The organism is Pseudomonas sp. So3.2b (assembly GCF_019464415.1).
In the GTDB taxonomy this organism is placed as follows: Bacteria; Pseudomonadota; Gammaproteobacteria; order Pseudomonadales; family Pseudomonadaceae; genus Aquipseudomonas; species Aquipseudomonas shahriarae.
The window spans coordinates 2,409,938-2,427,336 of the sequence record NZ_CP080494.1; the positions used below are offsets into that span (position 1 = coordinate 2,409,938).

Here is a 17,399-nt window from a genome sequence, read left to right on the forward strand (position 1 = left end):
AGCAGGAGAGATGATGAGTACGCAGCCTTTGCCCCATGGAACGGTTCCCCAGCGCCTGGCGCGCACCCGCGAGTTGATGAAGCGGGAGGGCATTGATGCCCTGCTGGTGCCATCGGCCGACCCGCACCTGTCCGAATACTTGCCGGGCTACTGGCAGGGCCGGCAATGGTTGTCGGGGTTTCATGGCTCGGTCGGCACGCTGATTGTCACGGCTGATTTCGCCGGCGTCTGGGCAGACAGCCGTTACTGGGAGCAGGCGACCAAGGAACTCAACGGCAGCGGCATTGAGTTGGTGAAGTTGCAACCGGGGCAGCCCGGTCCGCTGGAGTGGCTGGGGGAGCAAACCCCGGAAGGCGGAGTGGTGGCAGTGGATGGCGCGGTGATGGCTGTTGCGTCGGCCCGTACCCTGGGCGGCAAGTTGGCTGAGCGGGGCGCGCGCCTGCGTACCGATATTGATTTGTTGAGCGAGGTCTGGACCGACCGCCCAGCGCTGCCCAACCAGCCGATCTACCAGCACTTGCCGCCCCAGGCCACCGTCAGCCGAGGCGAAAAGCTCGCGGCACTGCGCGCCAGCCTGAAGGAAAAGGGCGCGGATTGGCATTTTATTGCCACCCTGGATGACATCGCCTGGCTGTTTAACCTGCGCGGCGCAGATGTTTCGTTCAACCCGGTGTTTGTCTCGTTCGCCCTGATCAACCAACAGCAGGCCACGCTGTTTGTTGCCCTCGGCAAGGTCGATGCCCAGTTGCGTGGGGTGCTGGAACAGGATGGCGTGACGCTGCGCGACTACAGTGAAGTGGCCGCGGCCCTGGCTGAAGTGCCGGACGGGGCCAGCCTGCAGGTGGACCCTGCACGCGTGACGGCGGGGCTGCTGGAGAATCTGGCCAGTGGCGTGAAGCTGGTCGAAGGCCTCAACCCGACCACATTGGCCAAGTCCCGTAAAAGCCTGGCGGATGCCGAGCATATCCGCCGGGCCATGGAGCAGGATGGCGCGGCGTTGTGCGAGTTTTTCGCCTGGCTGGACTCGGCCTTGGGCCGCGAGCGCATCACTGAGCTGACCATTGATGAACACCTGACGGCCGCGCGTACCCGTCGCCCGGATTATGTGTCGTTGAGCTTCAATACCATCGCCGCGTTCAATGGCAATGGCGCGATGCCCCATTACCATGCCACCGAAGAAGAACACGCGGTGATCGAAGGCGATGGCCTGCTGCTGATTGATTCGGGCGGCCAGTACCTGGGCGGCACCACAGATATCACGCGGATGGTGCCCATCGGCACGCCGAGCGAGGAACAAAAGCGCGATTGCACGCGGGTGCTCAAGGGCGTGATTGCCTTGTCGCGCGCGCAGTTTCCCAAGGGCATCCTCTCGCCATTGCTGGACGCCATCGCCCGCGCGTCAATCTGGGCTGAAGGAGTGGATTATGGTCATGGCACCGGTCACGGGGTGGGCTACTTCCTTAATGTCCATGAAGGCCCGCAGGTGATTGCCTACCAGGCGGCGGCCGCGCCGCAAACTGCGATGCAGCCGGGCATGATCACCTCCATTGAACCGGGTACCTACCGCCCAGGGCGTTGGGGGGTGCGTATCGAGAACCTGGTGTTGAACCGGGAGGCGGGCAAGACCGAGTTCGGCGAGTTCCTCAAGTTCGAAACCCTGACACTGTGCCCGATTGATACCCGTTGCCTGGTACCGTCCCTGCTGACGATCGAGGAGCGACAGTGGTTCAACGACTACCATGCCGAGGTGCGTCAACGCTTGAGCCCGTTGCTCAGCGGCGCCGCGCTGGAATGGTTGCAGTTGCGCACGGCAGCTATATAAGGCCTGGCCGCTCGCAGGCGTGGGCCGGCGAGCGGCTTGCAGGCTTAACTCAAGGCTTCGCGGACAAAGTCAAGGCGATCCTGGCCGAAGAACAGTTGCTGGCCGACAAACATGGCAGGCGCCCCAAACATGCCACGGGCAATCGCCTCTTCGGTCTTGTGCTTGAGGGCGTCCTTGACCTCCTCATCCTGGGTCAGCTCCAGCACCTGGGCAGGGTCGAAGTGGTGTTGCGCCAGCACCGCCGCTACGACTGCCGGATCCCCCATGTTGCGCCCTTCCACCCATATCGCCCGGAACAGGCAGTCGATGAAGTCGATAAAGCGTTCTGGCTGGCGTAGTTGAATGCCGGTGACGGCGCGCATCAGGGTCAGGGTATTGATGGGGAAGTGCGGATTGAACTTGAGGGGGACCCCGTAACGCTTGGCGTAGCGTGCCAGGTCTTGCAGCAGGTAGCGGCCCTTGGCCGGGATGGTGACGGGCGAGGCATTGCCGGTGGCCTTGAAGATGCCGCCCAGCAGGATGGGCTGATACACCAGTTGGCTGCCGGTTTCGGCACAGATTCCGGGCAGTTGGGTGTAGGCCAGGTAGGTGGTGGGGCTGCCGAGGTCGAAGAAAAATTCCAGGGTTTTGCTCATGTTGGATGCTCGCTGCTTATTGTTATGTTGGCGTGCTTACCAGGTTTCGTTCCAGGGGCGCAGGTCCAGTTCGAAGGTCCAGGCATCCCGTGGCTGGCGGTGCAGGTGCCAATAGTTGTCGGCGATATGCTCGGGATCCAGAATGCCGTCCTGGTCCTTGAGCGCGTATTTGCTTGGGAAGTTGTCGCGGATGAAGTCCGTGTCGATGGCGCCATCCACGACCACGTGGGCCACATGGATGTTCATCGGGCCCAGCTCGCGGGCCATACTTTGGGCCAGGGCGCGAATGCCGTGTTTGGCCCCGGCAAAGGCGGCAAAGCCTGCGGCACCGCGTAACCCGGCGGTGGCCCCGGTAAACAGAATCGTCCCGCGCTGGCGGGTCACCATGCGCTTGGCCACTTCACGGGCATTGAGGAAGCCTGAGAAGCAGGCCATCTCCCAGATCTTGAAATATTTGCGGGCGGTTTCTTCGAGGATGCTGCACGGCACGTTGGCGCCGATGTTAAACACGAATGCCTCAATCGGACCCAGCTCGCTTTCGATCTGCTCGATCAGCGCGATCACCTCGTCCTCCTTGCGTGCATCGCAGGCAAAGCCGTGAGCCTCGCCGCCCGCAGCCTGGATACTGTCCACCAGGGGTTGCAGCTTGTCGGCACTGCGTCGGGTGACGCAGGCCACATAACCTTCGCGGGCAAAACGCTTGGCAATGGCGCCGCCTGTAGCGTCGCCTGCGCCGACGACCAGTACGATTTTCTTATTCTCAGTCATGGCAAGTCCTTGGTTAAACGATCGTTAACTAAACGAACGTTATGCTACGATTCGGCAGGCGTCAAGGTGGTGTCTTCAAGGGGAGAGGCGATGCGCTATTCAGTCAGTCACAAGCAGCAAACCAGGGACAAGCTCCTGCACAGCAGTGCGGCCCTGGCGAAAAAAGAAGGGTTTGCCAGCGTTGGCGTAGATGGGCTGATGAAAGCCATTGGCCTGAGTGGCGGGGCTTTTTATAGCCACTTTTCGTCCAAGGACGCGCTGTTCAGCTCCATCGTCGAGCATGAGTTGAGCCAAAGCCTGGAGCGTTTGAGTGTGGGCGAGGTGCAGAGTCGGGAGCGCCTGCAGCGCTGCCTCAAGTTCTATCTGAGCATGGCCCATGTGGAGCAAGTGCAAGACGGTTGCGCCTTGCCGAGCATGGGCGCGGAAATTGCCCGTGCGGATATCGCGGTACGCCAACACGCCCAGGAGTGGATTTGCCGGCTGCAGGCCAATTGGGCGCGGACCTTGGAGAGCGAAAGCCTGGCCTGGGCGATCTTATCCCAGTGTGTGGGTGCACTGGTGGTGGCCAGGATGATGGTCGACCCGCAGGTTCAGGCGCAGGTACTTGCATCGAGCTATGAAGAGCTCAGTCAGAGAATTTCGCAGGAATGAGCGCTTACTTGCAGAGCACGATCATGCTACGGCTGGTATAGCCGGCCGGGTTGATGCCGAAGGGGTAGTCACCCGGCTCCTCGCTGTTGTCGCCGGATTTGGCGATCACTCTGTAGCCTTTCTTGCCGCACGAGTTGGCTGCGCTGGTGTAGCACTGGTCCCAAGAGGAGGACAGGCCAGAGCAGTTGATATGCAGCCCTTTCTTTCCGCGTTTGACTTCTGTCTTGGTGGTTGCGGCACACCCAGCCAAGGCGATGACGACAAGCAGTATCAAAATTCGCTTCATTACCATCCTTAATAGCCGCGCCGTTGGAATGCCCGATGCTGGCTTTGCTCGCTCTCAAGTGTAGGGTCGGTGGATGTCCTTATTCGAAAATCTCCATGACTGACACTGAGTTACAGCCTAAACATGGCCTAATTGAGCGGCAAATGCCAGAGCTTCGTTAAATCCTGTCTCAATCTGCCGCGATGATTGGCTTTGACTGGCTACGCATGGTCAGCGTTGCGCCCACGGAGGCCAGGATAATGCAGGCGATCGCCAGCCATTGCGCCAGGGACAGGTATTCCTGGAGGAAAAACAGCCCGGAAAGCACACCGAACGCGGGCTCGATACTCATCAGCGTGCCGAAGGTGCGCGCGGGCAGGCGGGTCAGGGCGACCATCTCCAGGGTGTAGGGGAGGGCGGTGGAAAGAATCGCCACGCCAATGGCGATCGGAATCAGCGCGGGTGTCAGTAGCGCGCTACCGGCATGGACGATACCGATGGGGGCGACGAACAGTGCGGCGATCATTACGCCGAGAGCCGCGGTTTGCACGCCATTGTCCGCGCCAGCCTTCTGGCCGAACAGAATATAGAGGGCCCAGCAGATCCCCGCACCCAATGCGTAGGCGGCGCCGGTCAGGTCGACGCCTTGGCTTGCTTCACCGACGGGTATTAATAGCAGCAGGCCGATAATGGCCAGGGCTATCCACAGGAAGTCGACGGCACGCCGGGAAGCATAGATGGCAACGGCTAGTGGGCCGGTGAATTCAAGGGCTACCGCAATACCCAGGGGCACGGTGCGCAATGACATATAGAAGAGGAAGTTCATGCCGCCCAGCGCCATGCCGTAGACGATGACGGTACGCAGTGACCTGGCGGTGAGTTTGGCGCGCCAGGGGCGCAGCAACAGCAGCATTATGATACTGGCGAAAACCAGGCGCAGGGTGGTGGTGCCTTGGGCGCCCACAATCGGGAACATGCTTTTGGCCAGTGAAGCGCCCGACTGGATAGAGGCCATGGCAATCAGCAGTAGGCCAACAGGAAACAGCGCCGAGCCCAGGCTGCGGGATGAGGTGGTCATTGGGGGTGTTTGTCCTGATTCATATAGAGGCAGAGGGCACTATGATGATCAACTGCTGGCAATTGAGCAATATATTGCTCAATTTCTTGGGCCTTCTATATAGAAGGCGAGGTTTTTGAGAGTTGCTGGGCTCTTCGATAGAAAAATGAAATTAAAGGTTGACGGCAGATTCTGGAAGTCTATAATTCGCCCCACTTCCGGCGCAGTCGAAACGGAAAACTCCTTGGTAAACAAAGAGTTACGCAGAATTCGGCAGCGAGTTGATTCAGTTCATCGAAGCCCAGAAGGAGTTGGTAGAGCAGTGTTGTTTGGCTCTATTAACGTTTCGATCCTCTCGGTCGAAAGCGGAGAAAAAGAGGTGTTGACAGCAGCGTGTAACGCTGTAGAATTCGCCTCCCGCTAACGAGAGATCGGAAGCGCAAGTGGTTGAAGTTGTTGAGGAAATCCTCGAAAACTTCTGAAAATAATCACTTGACAGCAAATGAGGCTGCTGTAGAATGCGCGCCTCGGTTGAGACGAAAGATCTTAACCAACCGCTCTTTAACAACTGAATCAAGCAATTCGTGTGGGTGCTTGTGGAGTCAGACTGATAGTCAACAAGATTATCAGCATCACAAGTTACTCCGCGAGAAATCAAAGATGTAACCAACGATTGCTGAGCCAAGTTTAGGGTTTCTTAAAAACCCAAAGATGTTTGAACTGAAGAGTTTGATCATGGCTCAGATTGAACGCTGGCGGCAGGCCTAACACATGCAAGTCGAGCGGTAGAGAGAAGCTTGCTTCTCTTGAGAGCGGCGGACGGGTGAGTAATGCCTAGGAATCTGCCTGGTAGTGGGGGATAACGTTCGGAAACGGACGCTAATACCGCATACGTCCTACGGGAGAAAGCAGGGGACCTTCGGGCCTTGCGCTATCAGATGAGCCTAGGTCGGATTAGCTAGTTGGTGGGGTAATGGCTCACCAAGGCGACGATCCGTAACTGGTCTGAGAGGATGATCAGTCACACTGGAACTGAGACACGGTCCAGACTCCTACGGGAGGCAGCAGTGGGGAATATTGGACAATGGGCGAAAGCCTGATCCAGCCATGCCGCGTGTGTGAAGAAGGTCTTCGGATTGTAAAGCACTTTAAGTTGGGAGGAAGGGTTGTAGATTAATACTCTGCAATTTTGACGTTACCGACAGAATAAGCACCGGCTAACTCTGTGCCAGCAGCCGCGGTAATACAGAGGGTGCAAGCGTTAATCGGAATTACTGGGCGTAAAGCGCGCGTAGGTGGTTAGTTAAGTTGGATGTGAAATCCCCGGGCTCAACCTGGGAACTGCATTCAAAACTGACTGACTAGAGTATGGTAGAGGGTGGTGGAATTTCCTGTGTAGCGGTGAAATGCGTAGATATAGGAAGGAACACCAGTGGCGAAGGCGACCACCTGGACTGATACTGACACTGAGGTGCGAAAGCGTGGGGAGCAAACAGGATTAGATACCCTGGTAGTCCACGCCGTAAACGATGTCAACTAGCCGTTGGGAGCCTTGAGCTCTTAGTGGCGCAGCTAACGCATTAAGTTGACCGCCTGGGGAGTACGGCCGCAAGGTTAAAACTCAAATGAATTGACGGGGGCCCGCACAAGCGGTGGAGCATGTGGTTTAATTCGAAGCAACGCGAAGAACCTTACCAGGCCTTGACATCCAATGAACTTTCTAGAGATAGATTGGTGCCTTCGGGAACATTGAGACAGGTGCTGCATGGCTGTCGTCAGCTCGTGTCGTGAGATGTTGGGTTAAGTCCCGTAACGAGCGCAACCCTTGTCCTTAGTTACCAGCACGTAATGGTGGGCACTCTAAGGAGACTGCCGGTGACAAACCGGAGGAAGGTGGGGATGACGTCAAGTCATCATGGCCCTTACGGCCTGGGCTACACACGTGCTACAATGGTCGGTACAGAGGGTTGCCAAGCCGCGAGGTGGAGCTAATCCCACAAAACCGATCGTAGTCCGGATCGCAGTCTGCAACTCGACTGCGTGAAGTCGGAATCGCTAGTAATCGCGAATCAGAATGTCGCGGTGAATACGTTCCCGGGCCTTGTACACACCGCCCGTCACACCATGGGAGTGGGTTGCACCAGAAGTAGCTAGTCTAACCTTCGGGAGGACGGTTACCACGGTGTGATTCATGACTGGGGTGAAGTCGTAACAAGGTAGCCGTAGGGGAACCTGCGGCTGGATCACCTCCTTAATCGACGACATCAGCTGCTCCATAAGTTCCCACACGAATTGCTTGATTCATTGAAGAAGACGAAAGAAGCAGCCCGAAATTGGGTCTGTAGCTCAGTTGGTTAGAGCGCACCCCTGATAAGGGTGAGGTCGGCAGTTCGAATCTGCCCAGACCCACCAATTTTGTGTGGGAAACGCCTGTAGAAATACGGGGCCATAGCTCAGCTGGGAGAGCGCCTGCCTTGCACGCAGGAGGTCAACGGTTCGATCCCGTTTGGCTCCACCACTACTGCTTCTGTCTGTATAAAGCTTAGAAATGAGCATTCCATCAATGCGATGGTGAATGTTGATTTCTAGTCTTTGACTAGTTCGTTCTTTAAAAATTTGGGTATGTGATAGAAAGATAGACTGAACGTTACTTTCACTGGTAACGGATCAGGCTAAGGTAAAATTTGTGAGTTACTCAAATTGAGTATTATCGAATTTTCGGCGAATGTCGTCTTCACAGTATAACCAGATTGCTTGGGGTTATATGGTCAAGTGAAGAAGCGCATACGGTGGATGCCTTGGCAGTCAGAGGCGATGAAAGACGTGGTAGCCTGCGAAAAGCTTCGGGGAGTCGGCAAACAGACTTTGATCCGGAGATGTCTGAATGGGGGAACCCAGCCATCATAAGATGGTTATCTTAAGCTGAATACATAGGCTTAAGAGGCGAACCAGGGGAACTGAAACATCTAAGTACCCTGAGGAAAAGAAATCAACCGAGATTCCCTTAGTAGTGGCGAGCGAACGGGGACTAGCCCTTAAGTGGCTTTGAGATTAGCGGAACGCTCTGGAAAGTGCGGCCATAGTGGGTGATAGCCCTGTACGCGAAAATCTCTTAGTCATGAAATCGAGTAGGACGGAGCACGAGAAACTTTGTCTGAATATGGGGGGACCATCCTCCAAGGCTAAATACTACTGACTGACCGATAGTGAACTAGTACCGTGAGGGAAAGGCGAAAAGAACCCCGGAGAGGGGAGTGAAATAGATCCTGAAACCGTATGCGTACAAGCAGTGGGAGCCCACTTTGTTGGGTGACTGCGTACCTTTTGTATAATGGGTCAGCGACTTATTTTCAGTGGCGAGCTTAACCGAATAGGGGAGGCGTAGCGAAAGCGAGTCTTAATAGGGCGTCTAGTCGCTGGGAATAGACCCGAAACCGGGCGATCTATCCATGGGCAGGTTGAAGGTTGGGTAACACTAACTGGAGGACCGAACCGACTACCGTTGAAAAGTTAGCGGATGACCTGTGGATCGGAGTGAAAGGCTAATCAAGCTCGGAGATAGCTGGTTCTCCTCGAAAGCTATTTAGGTAGCGCCTCATGTATCACTGTAGGGGGTAGAGCACTGTTTCGGCTAGGGGGTCATCCCGACTTACCAAACCGATGCAAACTCCGAATACCTACAAGTGCCGAGCATGGGAGACACACGGCGGGTGCTAACGTCCGTCGTGAAAAGGGAAACAACCCAGACCGTCAGCTAAGGTCCCAAAGTTATGGTTAAGTGGGAAACGATGTGGGAAGGCTTAGACAGCTAGGAGGTTGGCTTAGAAGCAGCCACCCTTTAAAGAAAGCGTAATAGCTCACTAGTCGAGTCGGCCTGCGCGGAAGATGTAACGGGGCTCAAACCATACACCGAAGCTACGGGTATCATCTTCGGATGATGCGGTAGAGGAGCGTTCTGTAAGCCTGTGAAGGTGAGTTGAGAAGCTTGCTGGAGGTATCAGAAGTGCGAATGCTGACATGAGTAACGACAATGGGTGTGAAAAACACCCACGCCGAAAGACCAAGGTTTCCTGCGCAACGTTAATCGACGCAGGGTTAGTCGGTCCCTAAGGCGAGGCTGAAAAGCGTAGTCGATGGAAAACAGGTTAATATTCCTGTACTTCTGGTTATTGCGATGGAGGGACGGAGAAGGCTAGGCCAGCTTGGCGTTGGTTGTCCAAGTTTAAGGTGGTAGGCTGGAATCTTAGGTAAATCCGGGATTCTAAGGCCGAGAGCTGATGACGAGTCATCTTTTAGATGACGAAGTGGTTGATGCCATGCTTCCAAGAAAAGCTTCTAAGCTTCAGGTAACCAGGAACCGTACCCCAAACCGACACAGGTGGTTGGGTAGAGAATACCAAGGCGCTTGAGAGAACTCGGGTGAAGGAACTAGGCAAAATGGCACCGTAACTTCGGGAGAAGGTGCGCCGGTGAGGGTGAAGGACTTGCTCCGTAAGCTCATGCCGGTCGAAGATACCAGGCCGCTGCGACTGTTTATTAAAAACACAGCACTCTGCAAACACGAAAGTGGACGTATAGGGTGTGACGCCTGCCCGGTGCCGGAAGGTTAATTGATGGGGTTAGCTAACGCGAAGCTCTTGATCGAAGCCCCGGTAAACGGCGGCCGTAACTATAACGGTCCTAAGGTAGCGAAATTCCTTGTCGGGTAAGTTCCGACCTGCACGAATGGCGTAACGATGGCGGCGCTGTCTCCACCCGAGACTCAGTGAAATTGAAATCGCTGTGAAGATGCAGTGTATCCGCGGCTAGACGGAAAGACCCCGTGAACCTTTACTATAGCTTTGCACTGGACTTTGAATTTGCTTGTGTAGGATAGGTGGGAGGCTTTGAAGCGTGGACGCCAGTTCGCGTGGAGCCAACCTTGAAATACCACCCTGGCAACTTTGAGGTTCTAACTCAGGTCCGTTATCCGGATCGAGGACAGTGTATGGTGGGTAGTTTGACTGGGGCGGTCTCCTCCTAAAGAGTAACGGAGGAGTACGAAGGTGCGCTCAGACCGGTCGGAAATCGGTCGTAGAGTATAAAGGCAAAAGCGCGCTTGACTGCGAGACAGACACGTCGAGCAGGTACGAAAGTAGGTCTTAGTGATCCGGTGGTTCTGTATGGAAGGGCCATCGCTCAACGGATAAAAGGTACTCCGGGGATAACAGGCTGATACCGCCCAAGAGTTCATATCGACGGCGGTGTTTGGCACCTCGATGTCGGCTCATCACATCCTGGGGCTGAAGCCGGTCCCAAGGGTATGGCTGTTCGCCATTTAAAGTGGTACGCGAGCTGGGTTTAGAACGTCGTGAGACAGTTCGGTCCCTATCTGCCGTGGACGTTTGAGATTTGAGAGGGGCTGCTCCTAGTACGAGAGGACCGGAGTGGACGAACCTCTGGTGTTCCGGTTGTCACGCCAGTGGCATTGCCGGGTAGCTATGTTCGGAATAGATAACCGCTGAAAGCATCTAAGCGGGAAACTAGCCTCAAGATGAGATCTCACTGGAACCTTGAGTTCCCTGAAGGGCCGTCGAAGACTACGACGTTGATAGGTTGGGTGTGTAAGCGCTGTGAGGCGTTGAGCTAACCAATACTAATTGCCCGTGAGGCTTGACCATATAACACCCAAGCAATTTGACTACTCTTGACTTGGAAACAAGCAAAAGCATCAGATTGCGGTGTGTGAAGACGAAATGAACCGAAAGTTCGAATCTCACAAAACACCGAAAGCTATCACATACCCAATTTGCTGAAGCGAGGCCATCTGGTCACGACTCAGTACCCGAATTTCTTGACGACCATAGAGCATTGGAACCACCTGATCCCATCCCGAACTCAGTAGTGAAACGATGCATCGCCGATGGTAGTGTGGGGTTTCCCCATGTGAGAGTAGGTCATCGTCAAGATTAAATTCCGAAACCCCAATTGCGAAAGCCGTTGGGGTTTTGTTTTGGGCGGTCGAAAAGGCGCGCGTAAAAACTAACCCGCAACTCTGCCGCTACCCACCTCAATTACCCTTCGGTCAATTCAATACAAAGTGTTTCGTCATATTTGGTATGGTGCAGCAGCTTTTCCTAGGGACCGACTTTTCTACCGCAGGATGCGGCATCGCCCTTATTCAACGAGATGCTGTAGAAATGCCCGAAGCCATACCGATCAAAGACCACGAAAAAGAGCACCGTCTGGTCAACAAGCGCCTGCTGGCCTGCGCAATACTGGTGCTTGGCATCACCTGCGCCCTGGTCGCCCGCATGTATTTCCTGCAAGTGGTGGAGTTCGACTATCACTCCACCATCTCCGAAAACAACCGTGTCCATGTTCTGCCCATCACTCCGACTCGCGGCTTGATCTATGACCGTAACGGTGTGGTCCTGGCCGATAACCGTCCCAGTTACAACCTGACCATCACCCGCGAACGGGCTACTGACCTGAAAGGGGAGCTGGACTCGATTATCGCTCTGCTGCACCTGCCAGCCGAAGACCGCGCCGTCTTCGACAAGGCTCTGAAGCAAGCGCGCCACCCGTTTGTGCCCGTGACGTTGTTCTATGAGCTGACTGAAGAGCAGATCGCCATATTGGCCGTCAACGAATTCCGCCTGCCCGGCGTGGAGGTCGAGCCGCAATTCGTGCGGCACTACCCACTGGGTGCACACTTTGCGCATTCCATTGGTTACGTGGGGCGCATCAACGAGAAAGAGTCCAAGGAGCTGGATTCGGTCGAGTACCGTGGCACGCAGTCGATTGGTAAAACCGGCATCGAGCGCTTCTATGAGTCGCAGTTGCACGGCCATGTGGGTTATGAAGAGGTCGAGACCAATGCCCAGGGCCGAGTCCTGCGGGTGCTCAAGCATACCGACCCGGTCCCCGGCAAAAACATCGTCCTGAGCCTGGATATCAAGCTCCAGGAAGCCGCCGAAGAAGCCCTGGGTGATCGTCGCGGTTCAGTCGTGGCCCTCGACCCGCAAACCGGCGAAGTCCTGGCGATGGTCAGCAAACCCAGCTTCGATCCCAACTCGTTCGTCACCGGCATCAGTTTCAAGGAGTATGCCGCGTTGCATGATTCCCTCGACCGCCCCTTGTTCAACCGGGTGCTGCGCGGTTTGTATGCGCCGGGCTCGACGATCAAGCCGGAAGTGGCTATCGCCGGTCTCGACAGCGGCGTGGTCACCGCCCAGACCCGGGTCTTCGACCCCGGCTACTACCAACTGCCGGACTTTGATCACAAATACCGCAACTGGAACCACAGTGGTGATGGCTGGGTAGATATGGACGCCGCCATCATGCGTTCCAACGACACCTACTTCTACGACCTGGCCCACAAGCTGGGGATCGACCGCCTACACGACTACATGGCTGAATTCGGTCTCGGGCAGAAAGTCTCCCTGGACATGTTCGAAGAATCCGCCGGCCTGATGCCGTCCCAGGCCTGGAAGCGTGCAACCCGTCGCCAGCCCTGGTTCCCGGGTGAAACCGTGATCCTCGGCATCGGCCAAGGCTACATGCAGGTCACTCCGTTGCAACTGGCCCAGGCCACGGCGCTGATCGCCAACAAGGGCGTGTGGAATCGTCCGCACTTGGCAAAAACCATCGACGGCGTGCCGCCAGCGGACGAAAACCCCATGCCCAATATCGTCCTCAAGAACCCGCGCGACTGGGATCAGGTCAACCACGGCATGCAAATGGTGATGCACGACCCGCGCGGGATTGCCCGGGCGTCGGCCGCCGGTGCGCAGTACCGGATCGCGGGCAAGAGTGGTACCGCGCAGGTGGTGGCAATCAAGCAGGGCGAGCGCTACAACCGCCTGAAGACCCGCGAGCGCAACCGCGACAACGCATTGTTCGTCGGTTTCGCCCCGGCCGAGCACCCCAGGATCGTGATTTCAGTGATGATTGAAAACGGCGAGGCGGGCGGCCGCGTGGCAGGCCCGGTGGTGCGCCAGATCATGGATGCCTGGTTGCTCGATCAACAAGGCCACCTGAAACCGCAGTACGCCACGCCGGCCAAGACATCGGGCGACCCTCGTGTCTAACGCCAGTATCGTCAAGCCGTCTTGGGCGAGGTTTCGCTGGGTAGATAAGCAATTGCATTTAGCCGCAGTCTGCGCAGATAATGAGATGAATTATCATTAACGTGCTTGGCTGCCCGCGTGTCTACTCCTACCGATCCCAAGGTCCTTCTGGCAACGCTTTATGACGACAACCATCGCTGGTTGCGCGCCTGGTTGTATCGTCAGCTCAAGTGCCCGCAAGATGCGGCGGACCTGACCCAGGACACGTTTATCCGCATTCTGGACGCGCGCCAGCTCCATCAACTCGAGGAGCCCCGCGCGTTTCTCAGTACCGTGGCGCGCCGCTTGTTGTTCAGCTTCTGGCGACGCAAGCGGTTGGAGCAGACCTACCTCGACAGCCTGGCGCAGTTGCCGCACGCCTATACCCCTTCGGAAGAAGACCTGGCCCTGGTGCGCGAAGCGCTGGAAAGCATCGATCGCCTGCTCAACGGCCTACCGCCGCGTGTCCGGCAAATCTTTATGCTCAATCGCCTCGAAGGCTTGTCGCAGCCCGTCATCGCCCAGCAGTTGAGCGTGTCGCTGGCCACGGTAGAGCGCGATCTGCGCCGGGCTTTCCTGCACTGCCTGGCCGAGTCGGCGGACCTGACATGAGTTACCCCAAGGTGGACGCCACCACTCGCGCCGCCGTGGATTGGCTGCTACGCCTTGAGGCCGGGGATGACGACCCTGTGCTGCGCCAAGCTTTCGAAACCTGGCTGCGGGCCAACCCCCAGCACACCATTGCCTGGCAGCGTGTGGGCAGTTTGCTGCAGCAGCCGATTGCTGATTTGCAGCGCGTCGAAGCCCGCAGTCCCGGCCAATTGCGCGCCGTTACCCAGGCCCTGGCGACGCCGGATTCCGAATCGCGACGCAAGGTGCTGCGCGGTGGCCTGGCCCTGGTGTTGTTCGGTGTCAGCGGTGCGGCGATCTTTGATCGCGCCCAGCCGCTCAATGGCCTGTGGGCCGACCGCCACACCGCCACCGGTGAGCGCAAGACTTTCGCTTTGGCCGATGGCAGCCGCCTGAGTCTCAATGCCCGCAGTTCGGTGGACATCCACTTCAGCGACAGCCGTCGCCTGGTGCGCCTGCGTGAGGGCCAAGTGTTCGTGGACGTCGCCGCCGACCCGCGCCGGCCGTTTGTGATCGCCACCGCCCAGGGCGAAGTCCAGGCCCTGGGCACGCAGTTCATGGTGCGCCAGGAGGCCACCGGCAGCCTGACCTCGGTGCAATTGCACAGCGTCCAGGTCACCACGCTCGGCGGCAGCCAGCGCCGTGTAGAGGCGGGGGAGGCGGCGTGGTTCAGCGATGTCGATGTGCGCCCGGTACCGCTCTCGGTACGCAGCCGCACGGACTGGCGCGACGGTCGCGTGGATATCCGTGATGAACCCCTGGGCCTGCTGATCGACGCCCTGCGGCCGTATCGCCGGGGCGTGCTGCGGGTCAGTGAGCAAGCCGCAAAAGTACGCGTCTATGGCGTGTACCCACTGGATGATCCGGAGCAAACCCTGGAGTCGCTGGCCCAGACCTTCCCTCTGCGCATCAGTCACTACGGCCCCTGGTTGACCCTGATTGACGTGCGCTGAGCAGCCAATGGGAATTATTTTCACTCAGCGTGAGGGGGTCGCCGATCTCGCGAGTCAAGGTTAGGGAACGCCAACCTGACAATGAGCATCCTCACCCTATGGCACCCTCGATGATCCGTCCCTGCCTGTTGACCCTGGCCGTAACCCTGGCTGTGGTCGGCCACCCCGTGGCCGCCCTGGCCGATACGGCCGCCAGCACCCAGCAATATTTCAATCTGCCCGCTGCAGCCCTCGGCGATAGCCTGAGCCGGCTGTCGCGGGAAAGCGGACGCACGCTGTCGGTCAGCCCGGCCTTGCTGCAAGGCCGCCGCGCGCCGGCGTTGCAGGGCCAATACAGCCCCGAACAGGCCGCGCAACACTTGCTGACCGGCAGCGGCCTGGGCCTGACCGTCACCGACAATGGCACCTGGAGCCTGTACCTGCTGCCCGAAGGCGGCGCCTTGAACCTTGGCGCCACCACCGTCACCGGCCTGGTCGCGGAAGATGCCTGGGGCCAGGTGGATGGCTATGTGGCCACTCGCAGCGCCACGGCCACCAAGACCGATACACCGATCCTGGAGATCCCGCAGACCGTCAACGTGGTCACCGCCGACCAGGTCAAGGTCCAGGGCGCACGCAACCTGACCCAGTCCCTGCGCTACACCCCAGGCGTCGACACCAACGGCTACACCGATCGCAACACCATCGCCGACGAGCTGACCAGCCGTGGCTTCGCGCCCACCTTGTTGTATCTCGATGGCGCTTATCTGCCTTACGCCGGCAGCCTCGGTGGTGCGCCACAGATTGATCCCTACACCCTGGAACGCATTGAAGTGCTCAAGGGCCCGGCCTCAGTGCTGTTTGGGCAGAACCAGCCGGGCGGCATGATCAATCTGGTGTCCAAGCGGCCCACCACTGAAGCCCGGCACCAGGTCAAGTTTGGCGTGGGCAGTTACGACCGGGTCAATGGCGCCCTCGATTTCAGCGGCCCCCTCGATGAGGCAAAAACCTTGAGCTACCGTCTGATCGGCCTGGTCCGCGACGGTAACGAGATGGTCGACCATGCCACCGACAGCCGCACCTTGCTGGCCCCCAGCCTGACCTGGGCGCCCACGGATGACACTGCCCTGACGATCTATGCGCAGATCCAACGTGACAAATCCCTGGCCGACTACCAGGCGTTGCCGGCCATCGGCACCCTGTACCGCAACTCCAAAGGCCAGCATATCGACCGCGATACCTTCCTCGGCGACTCCGACTGGAACAACTATATTCGCGATCAGTATGTGCTGGGCTATGACTTCTCCCATGCCTTCAACGACAACCTGGAATACCGCCAGACCGCGCGATTTACCGACGTCAACGACCGCTACAAAGGTTTCTACCTGAACCGCTTCGTCGAGCTGCCCGATGGCAGCACCGACGATACCCGCGCCAGCCGCACCAAGCTCGACTGGCGCCAACACAACAGCGCCTACACCCTCGATAACAACCTTCAGGCCAAGTTCGCCACCGGTGCCCTGGAACACACCTTGCTGGTGGGCTTCGATCACCGCGAGTTCACCCGTAAATATCAGGGCTACAACCTTTACGGCGCAGAAATCATCGACCTCTACCAGCCGTCCAACTACCACACCTTTGGCCAGCCGCAACTGACCACCAAGTGGAACAACACGGTCAAGCAGACCGGCCTCTATGCCCAGGACCAGATTAAGTTCGACCGTTTCATCCTCACCATGGGCCTGCGTGAAGACTGGGCCGAAGTAATCAATCGCGACCTGCTGGACCACAGCACGGTGTCGCAGAAAGACAAGCAGCTCACGCGTCGCGTCGGCCTGACTTACCTCACCGACTTCGGCCTGGCGCCCTACGTCAGTTATGCCGAGTCGTTTCTGCCCAGCGTCGGCCGGCTGGCCCCGGCGCGTGGCGGCGGCGCCTATAAACCGGTGGAGGGCGAGCAGTATGAGGCAGGCCTCAAATACCAGCCCAACGACCAGTCGCTGCTGACCTTGTCGGTGTTCCAGATCAAACAGAAAAACGTCCTGACCGGCGATCTGATCTATCGCGAATACCAGTTGCAGGAAGGCGAAGTGCGCTCGCGGGGCGTGGAATTTGAAGGCAAGGCCCGGTTTGGCCAGGTGGAGTTGATCAGTGCGCTGTCGTACCTGGACGCGATCTATACCAAGAGCAACTACGGCGACGAGGGCAACCGCAGCGAGGCGCAGGCGCCGTGGAGCGCCAGTGCCTGGGCCGACTACCACTTTGCCAGCGATGCCCTGGCCGGCCTGACCGTAGGCGGTGGTGCGCGGTATACCGGGAAGAAGTACGGCGACTCGGCCAACACCTTCAAGACCCCGTCGTTCGTGGTCTTTGACGCCACCGTCAGCTACGACCTGAGCCGCGTCAGCCCCACATTCAAGGGCGCCGAAGCCAGCCTCAACGTGCAGAACCTGTTTGACCGCGAGTACGTTTCGTCCTGCAACTACTCCTTTGGTTGCTATTACGGCCAGGAGCGCACCGCGTCCCTGGCCGTGTCCTACGATTGGTGA

10 protein-coding genes, 2 tRNA genes and 3 rRNA genes are annotated in these 17,399 nt (G+C 57.8%); 11 read left to right on the forward strand and 4 right to left on the reverse strand.

Annotated features, from left to right (window positions below; translation table 11 throughout):
• Positions 1-13: 13 nt before the first annotated feature.
• On the forward strand, positions 14-1,822 hold the full coding sequence (locus tag K1X80_RS11000) for an aminopeptidase P family protein (RefSeq protein ID WP_128593914.1): 1,809 nt from the start codon (positions 14-16) through the stop codon (positions 1,820-1,822).
• Between the two features lie 44 nt (positions 1,823-1,866).
• On the opposite strand, the gene K1X80_RS11005 is transcribed toward K1X80_RS11000, so the two are convergent.
• Positions 1,867-2,457, reverse strand: coding sequence for a 2-hydroxychromene-2-carboxylate isomerase (locus K1X80_RS11005; RefSeq protein ID WP_057441468.1), 591 nt, complete (start codon positions 2,455-2,457; stop codon positions 1,867-1,869).
• A 36-nt stretch (positions 2,458-2,493) separates the two neighbouring features.
• Entirely contained in the window at positions 2,494-3,225 is a 732-nt protein-coding gene (locus K1X80_RS11010; protein ID WP_057441470.1) for an SDR family oxidoreductase, read from the reverse strand.
• A gap of 90 nt (positions 3,226-3,315) precedes the next feature.
• Here K1X80_RS11010 and K1X80_RS11015 point away from each other — a divergent pair, with 90 nt between their 5' ends.
• Positions 3,316-3,876 (forward strand): TetR/AcrR family transcriptional regulator, encoded by a 561-nt coding sequence (locus K1X80_RS11015; protein ID WP_057441472.1) that lies wholly within the window; start codon positions 3,316-3,318, stop codon positions 3,874-3,876.
• Between the two features lie 4 nt (positions 3,877-3,880).
• Here K1X80_RS11015 and K1X80_RS11020 read toward each other — a convergent pair whose 3' ends face one another.
• Positions 3,881-4,162 (reverse strand): hypothetical protein, encoded by a 282-nt coding sequence (locus K1X80_RS11020; RefSeq protein WP_057445083.1) that lies wholly within the window; start codon positions 4,160-4,162, stop codon positions 3,881-3,883.
• Positions 4,163-4,331: 169 nt separating this feature from the next.
• Entirely contained in the window at positions 4,332-5,219 is an 888-nt protein-coding gene (gene rhtA, locus K1X80_RS11025; RefSeq protein ID WP_220172887.1) for a threonine/homoserine exporter RhtA, read from the reverse strand.
• A 696-nt stretch (positions 5,220-5,915) separates the two neighbouring features.
• On the opposite strand from rhtA, the gene K1X80_RS11030 reads away from it, so the two are divergent.
• From K1X80_RS11030 to K1X80_RS11070, 9 genes are all read left to right on the forward strand, one after another.
• Positions 5,916-7,452: ribosomal RNA gene (locus K1X80_RS11030) — 16S ribosomal RNA — on the forward strand.
• A gap of 81 nt (positions 7,453-7,533) precedes the next feature.
• Positions 7,534-7,610 (forward strand) — tRNA-Ile (locus tag K1X80_RS11035).
• Positions 7,611-7,640: 30 nt separating this feature from the next.
• Positions 7,641-7,716, forward strand: a tRNA-Ala gene (locus K1X80_RS11040).
• Positions 7,717-7,964: 248 nt separating this feature from the next.
• Positions 7,965-10,858: ribosomal RNA gene (locus tag K1X80_RS11045) — 23S ribosomal RNA — on the forward strand.
• Between the two features lie 172 nt (positions 10,859-11,030).
• A 5S ribosomal RNA gene (rrf, locus tag K1X80_RS11050) occupies positions 11,031-11,146 on the forward strand.
• The 16S, 23S and 5S rRNA genes sit together here with 2 tRNA genes alongside, the layout of an rRNA operon.
• A 231-nt stretch (positions 11,147-11,377) precedes the next feature.
• Positions 11,378-13,270, forward strand: a complete 1,893-nt coding sequence (gene mrdA / locus K1X80_RS11055; protein ID WP_128593927.1) for a penicillin-binding protein 2 — start codon at positions 11,378-11,380, stop codon at positions 13,268-13,270.
• A gap of 117 nt (positions 13,271-13,387) precedes the next feature.
• Entirely contained in the window at positions 13,388-13,900 is a 513-nt protein-coding gene (locus K1X80_RS11060) for a sigma-70 family RNA polymerase sigma factor (protein ID WP_120732445.1), read from the forward strand.
• Positions 13,897-14,871 carry a FecR family protein gene (locus K1X80_RS11065; protein WP_220172888.1) on the forward strand — a complete coding sequence of 325 codons (975 nt, stop codon included), beginning with the start codon at positions 13,897-13,899 and terminating at the stop codon, positions 14,869-14,871. The genes K1X80_RS11060 and K1X80_RS11065 overlap by 4 nt, the downstream gene beginning before the upstream one ends.
• 110 nt (positions 14,872-14,981) lie before the next feature.
• The gene (locus K1X80_RS11070) at positions 14,982-17,399 is read left to right on the forward strand and encodes a TonB-dependent siderophore receptor (protein ID WP_370693723.1); all 2,418 of its coding nucleotides are present in this window, start codon (positions 14,982-14,984) and stop codon (positions 17,397-17,399) included.

Excerpts from the sequence above, each read along its gene's own strand:
- K1X80_RS11000 (WP_128593914.1), top strand. The coding sequence starts at position 14 with ATGAGTACGCAGCCTTTGCCCCATGGAACGGTTCCCCAGCGCCTGGCG.
- K1X80_RS11020 (WP_057445083.1), bottom strand. The coding sequence starts at position 4,162 with ATGAAGCGAATTTTGATACTGCTTGTCGTCATCGCCTTGGCTGGGTGT.
- K1X80_RS11070 (WP_370693723.1), top strand. The coding sequence starts at position 14,982 with ATGATCCGTCCCTGCCTGTTGACCCTGGCCGTAACCCTGGCTGTGGTC.
- mrdA (WP_128593927.1), top strand. The coding sequence starts at position 11,378 with ATGCCCGAAGCCATACCGATCAAAGACCACGAAAAAGAGCACCGTCTG.
- K1X80_RS11010 (WP_057441470.1), bottom strand. The coding sequence starts at position 3,225 with ATGACTGAGAATAAGAAAATCGTACTGGTCGTCGGCGCAGGCGACGCT.
- K1X80_RS11005 (WP_057441468.1), bottom strand. The coding sequence starts at position 2,457 with ATGAGCAAAACCCTGGAATTTTTCTTCGACCTCGGCAGCCCCACCACC.
- rhtA (WP_220172887.1), bottom strand. The coding sequence starts at position 5,219 with ATGACCACCTCATCCCGCAGCCTGGGCTCGGCGCTGTTTCCTGTTGGC.
- K1X80_RS11065 (WP_220172888.1), top strand. The coding sequence starts at position 13,897 with ATGAGTTACCCCAAGGTGGACGCCACCACTCGCGCCGCCGTGGATTGG.
- K1X80_RS11015 (WP_057441472.1), top strand. The coding sequence starts at position 3,316 with ATGCGCTATTCAGTCAGTCACAAGCAGCAAACCAGGGACAAGCTCCTG.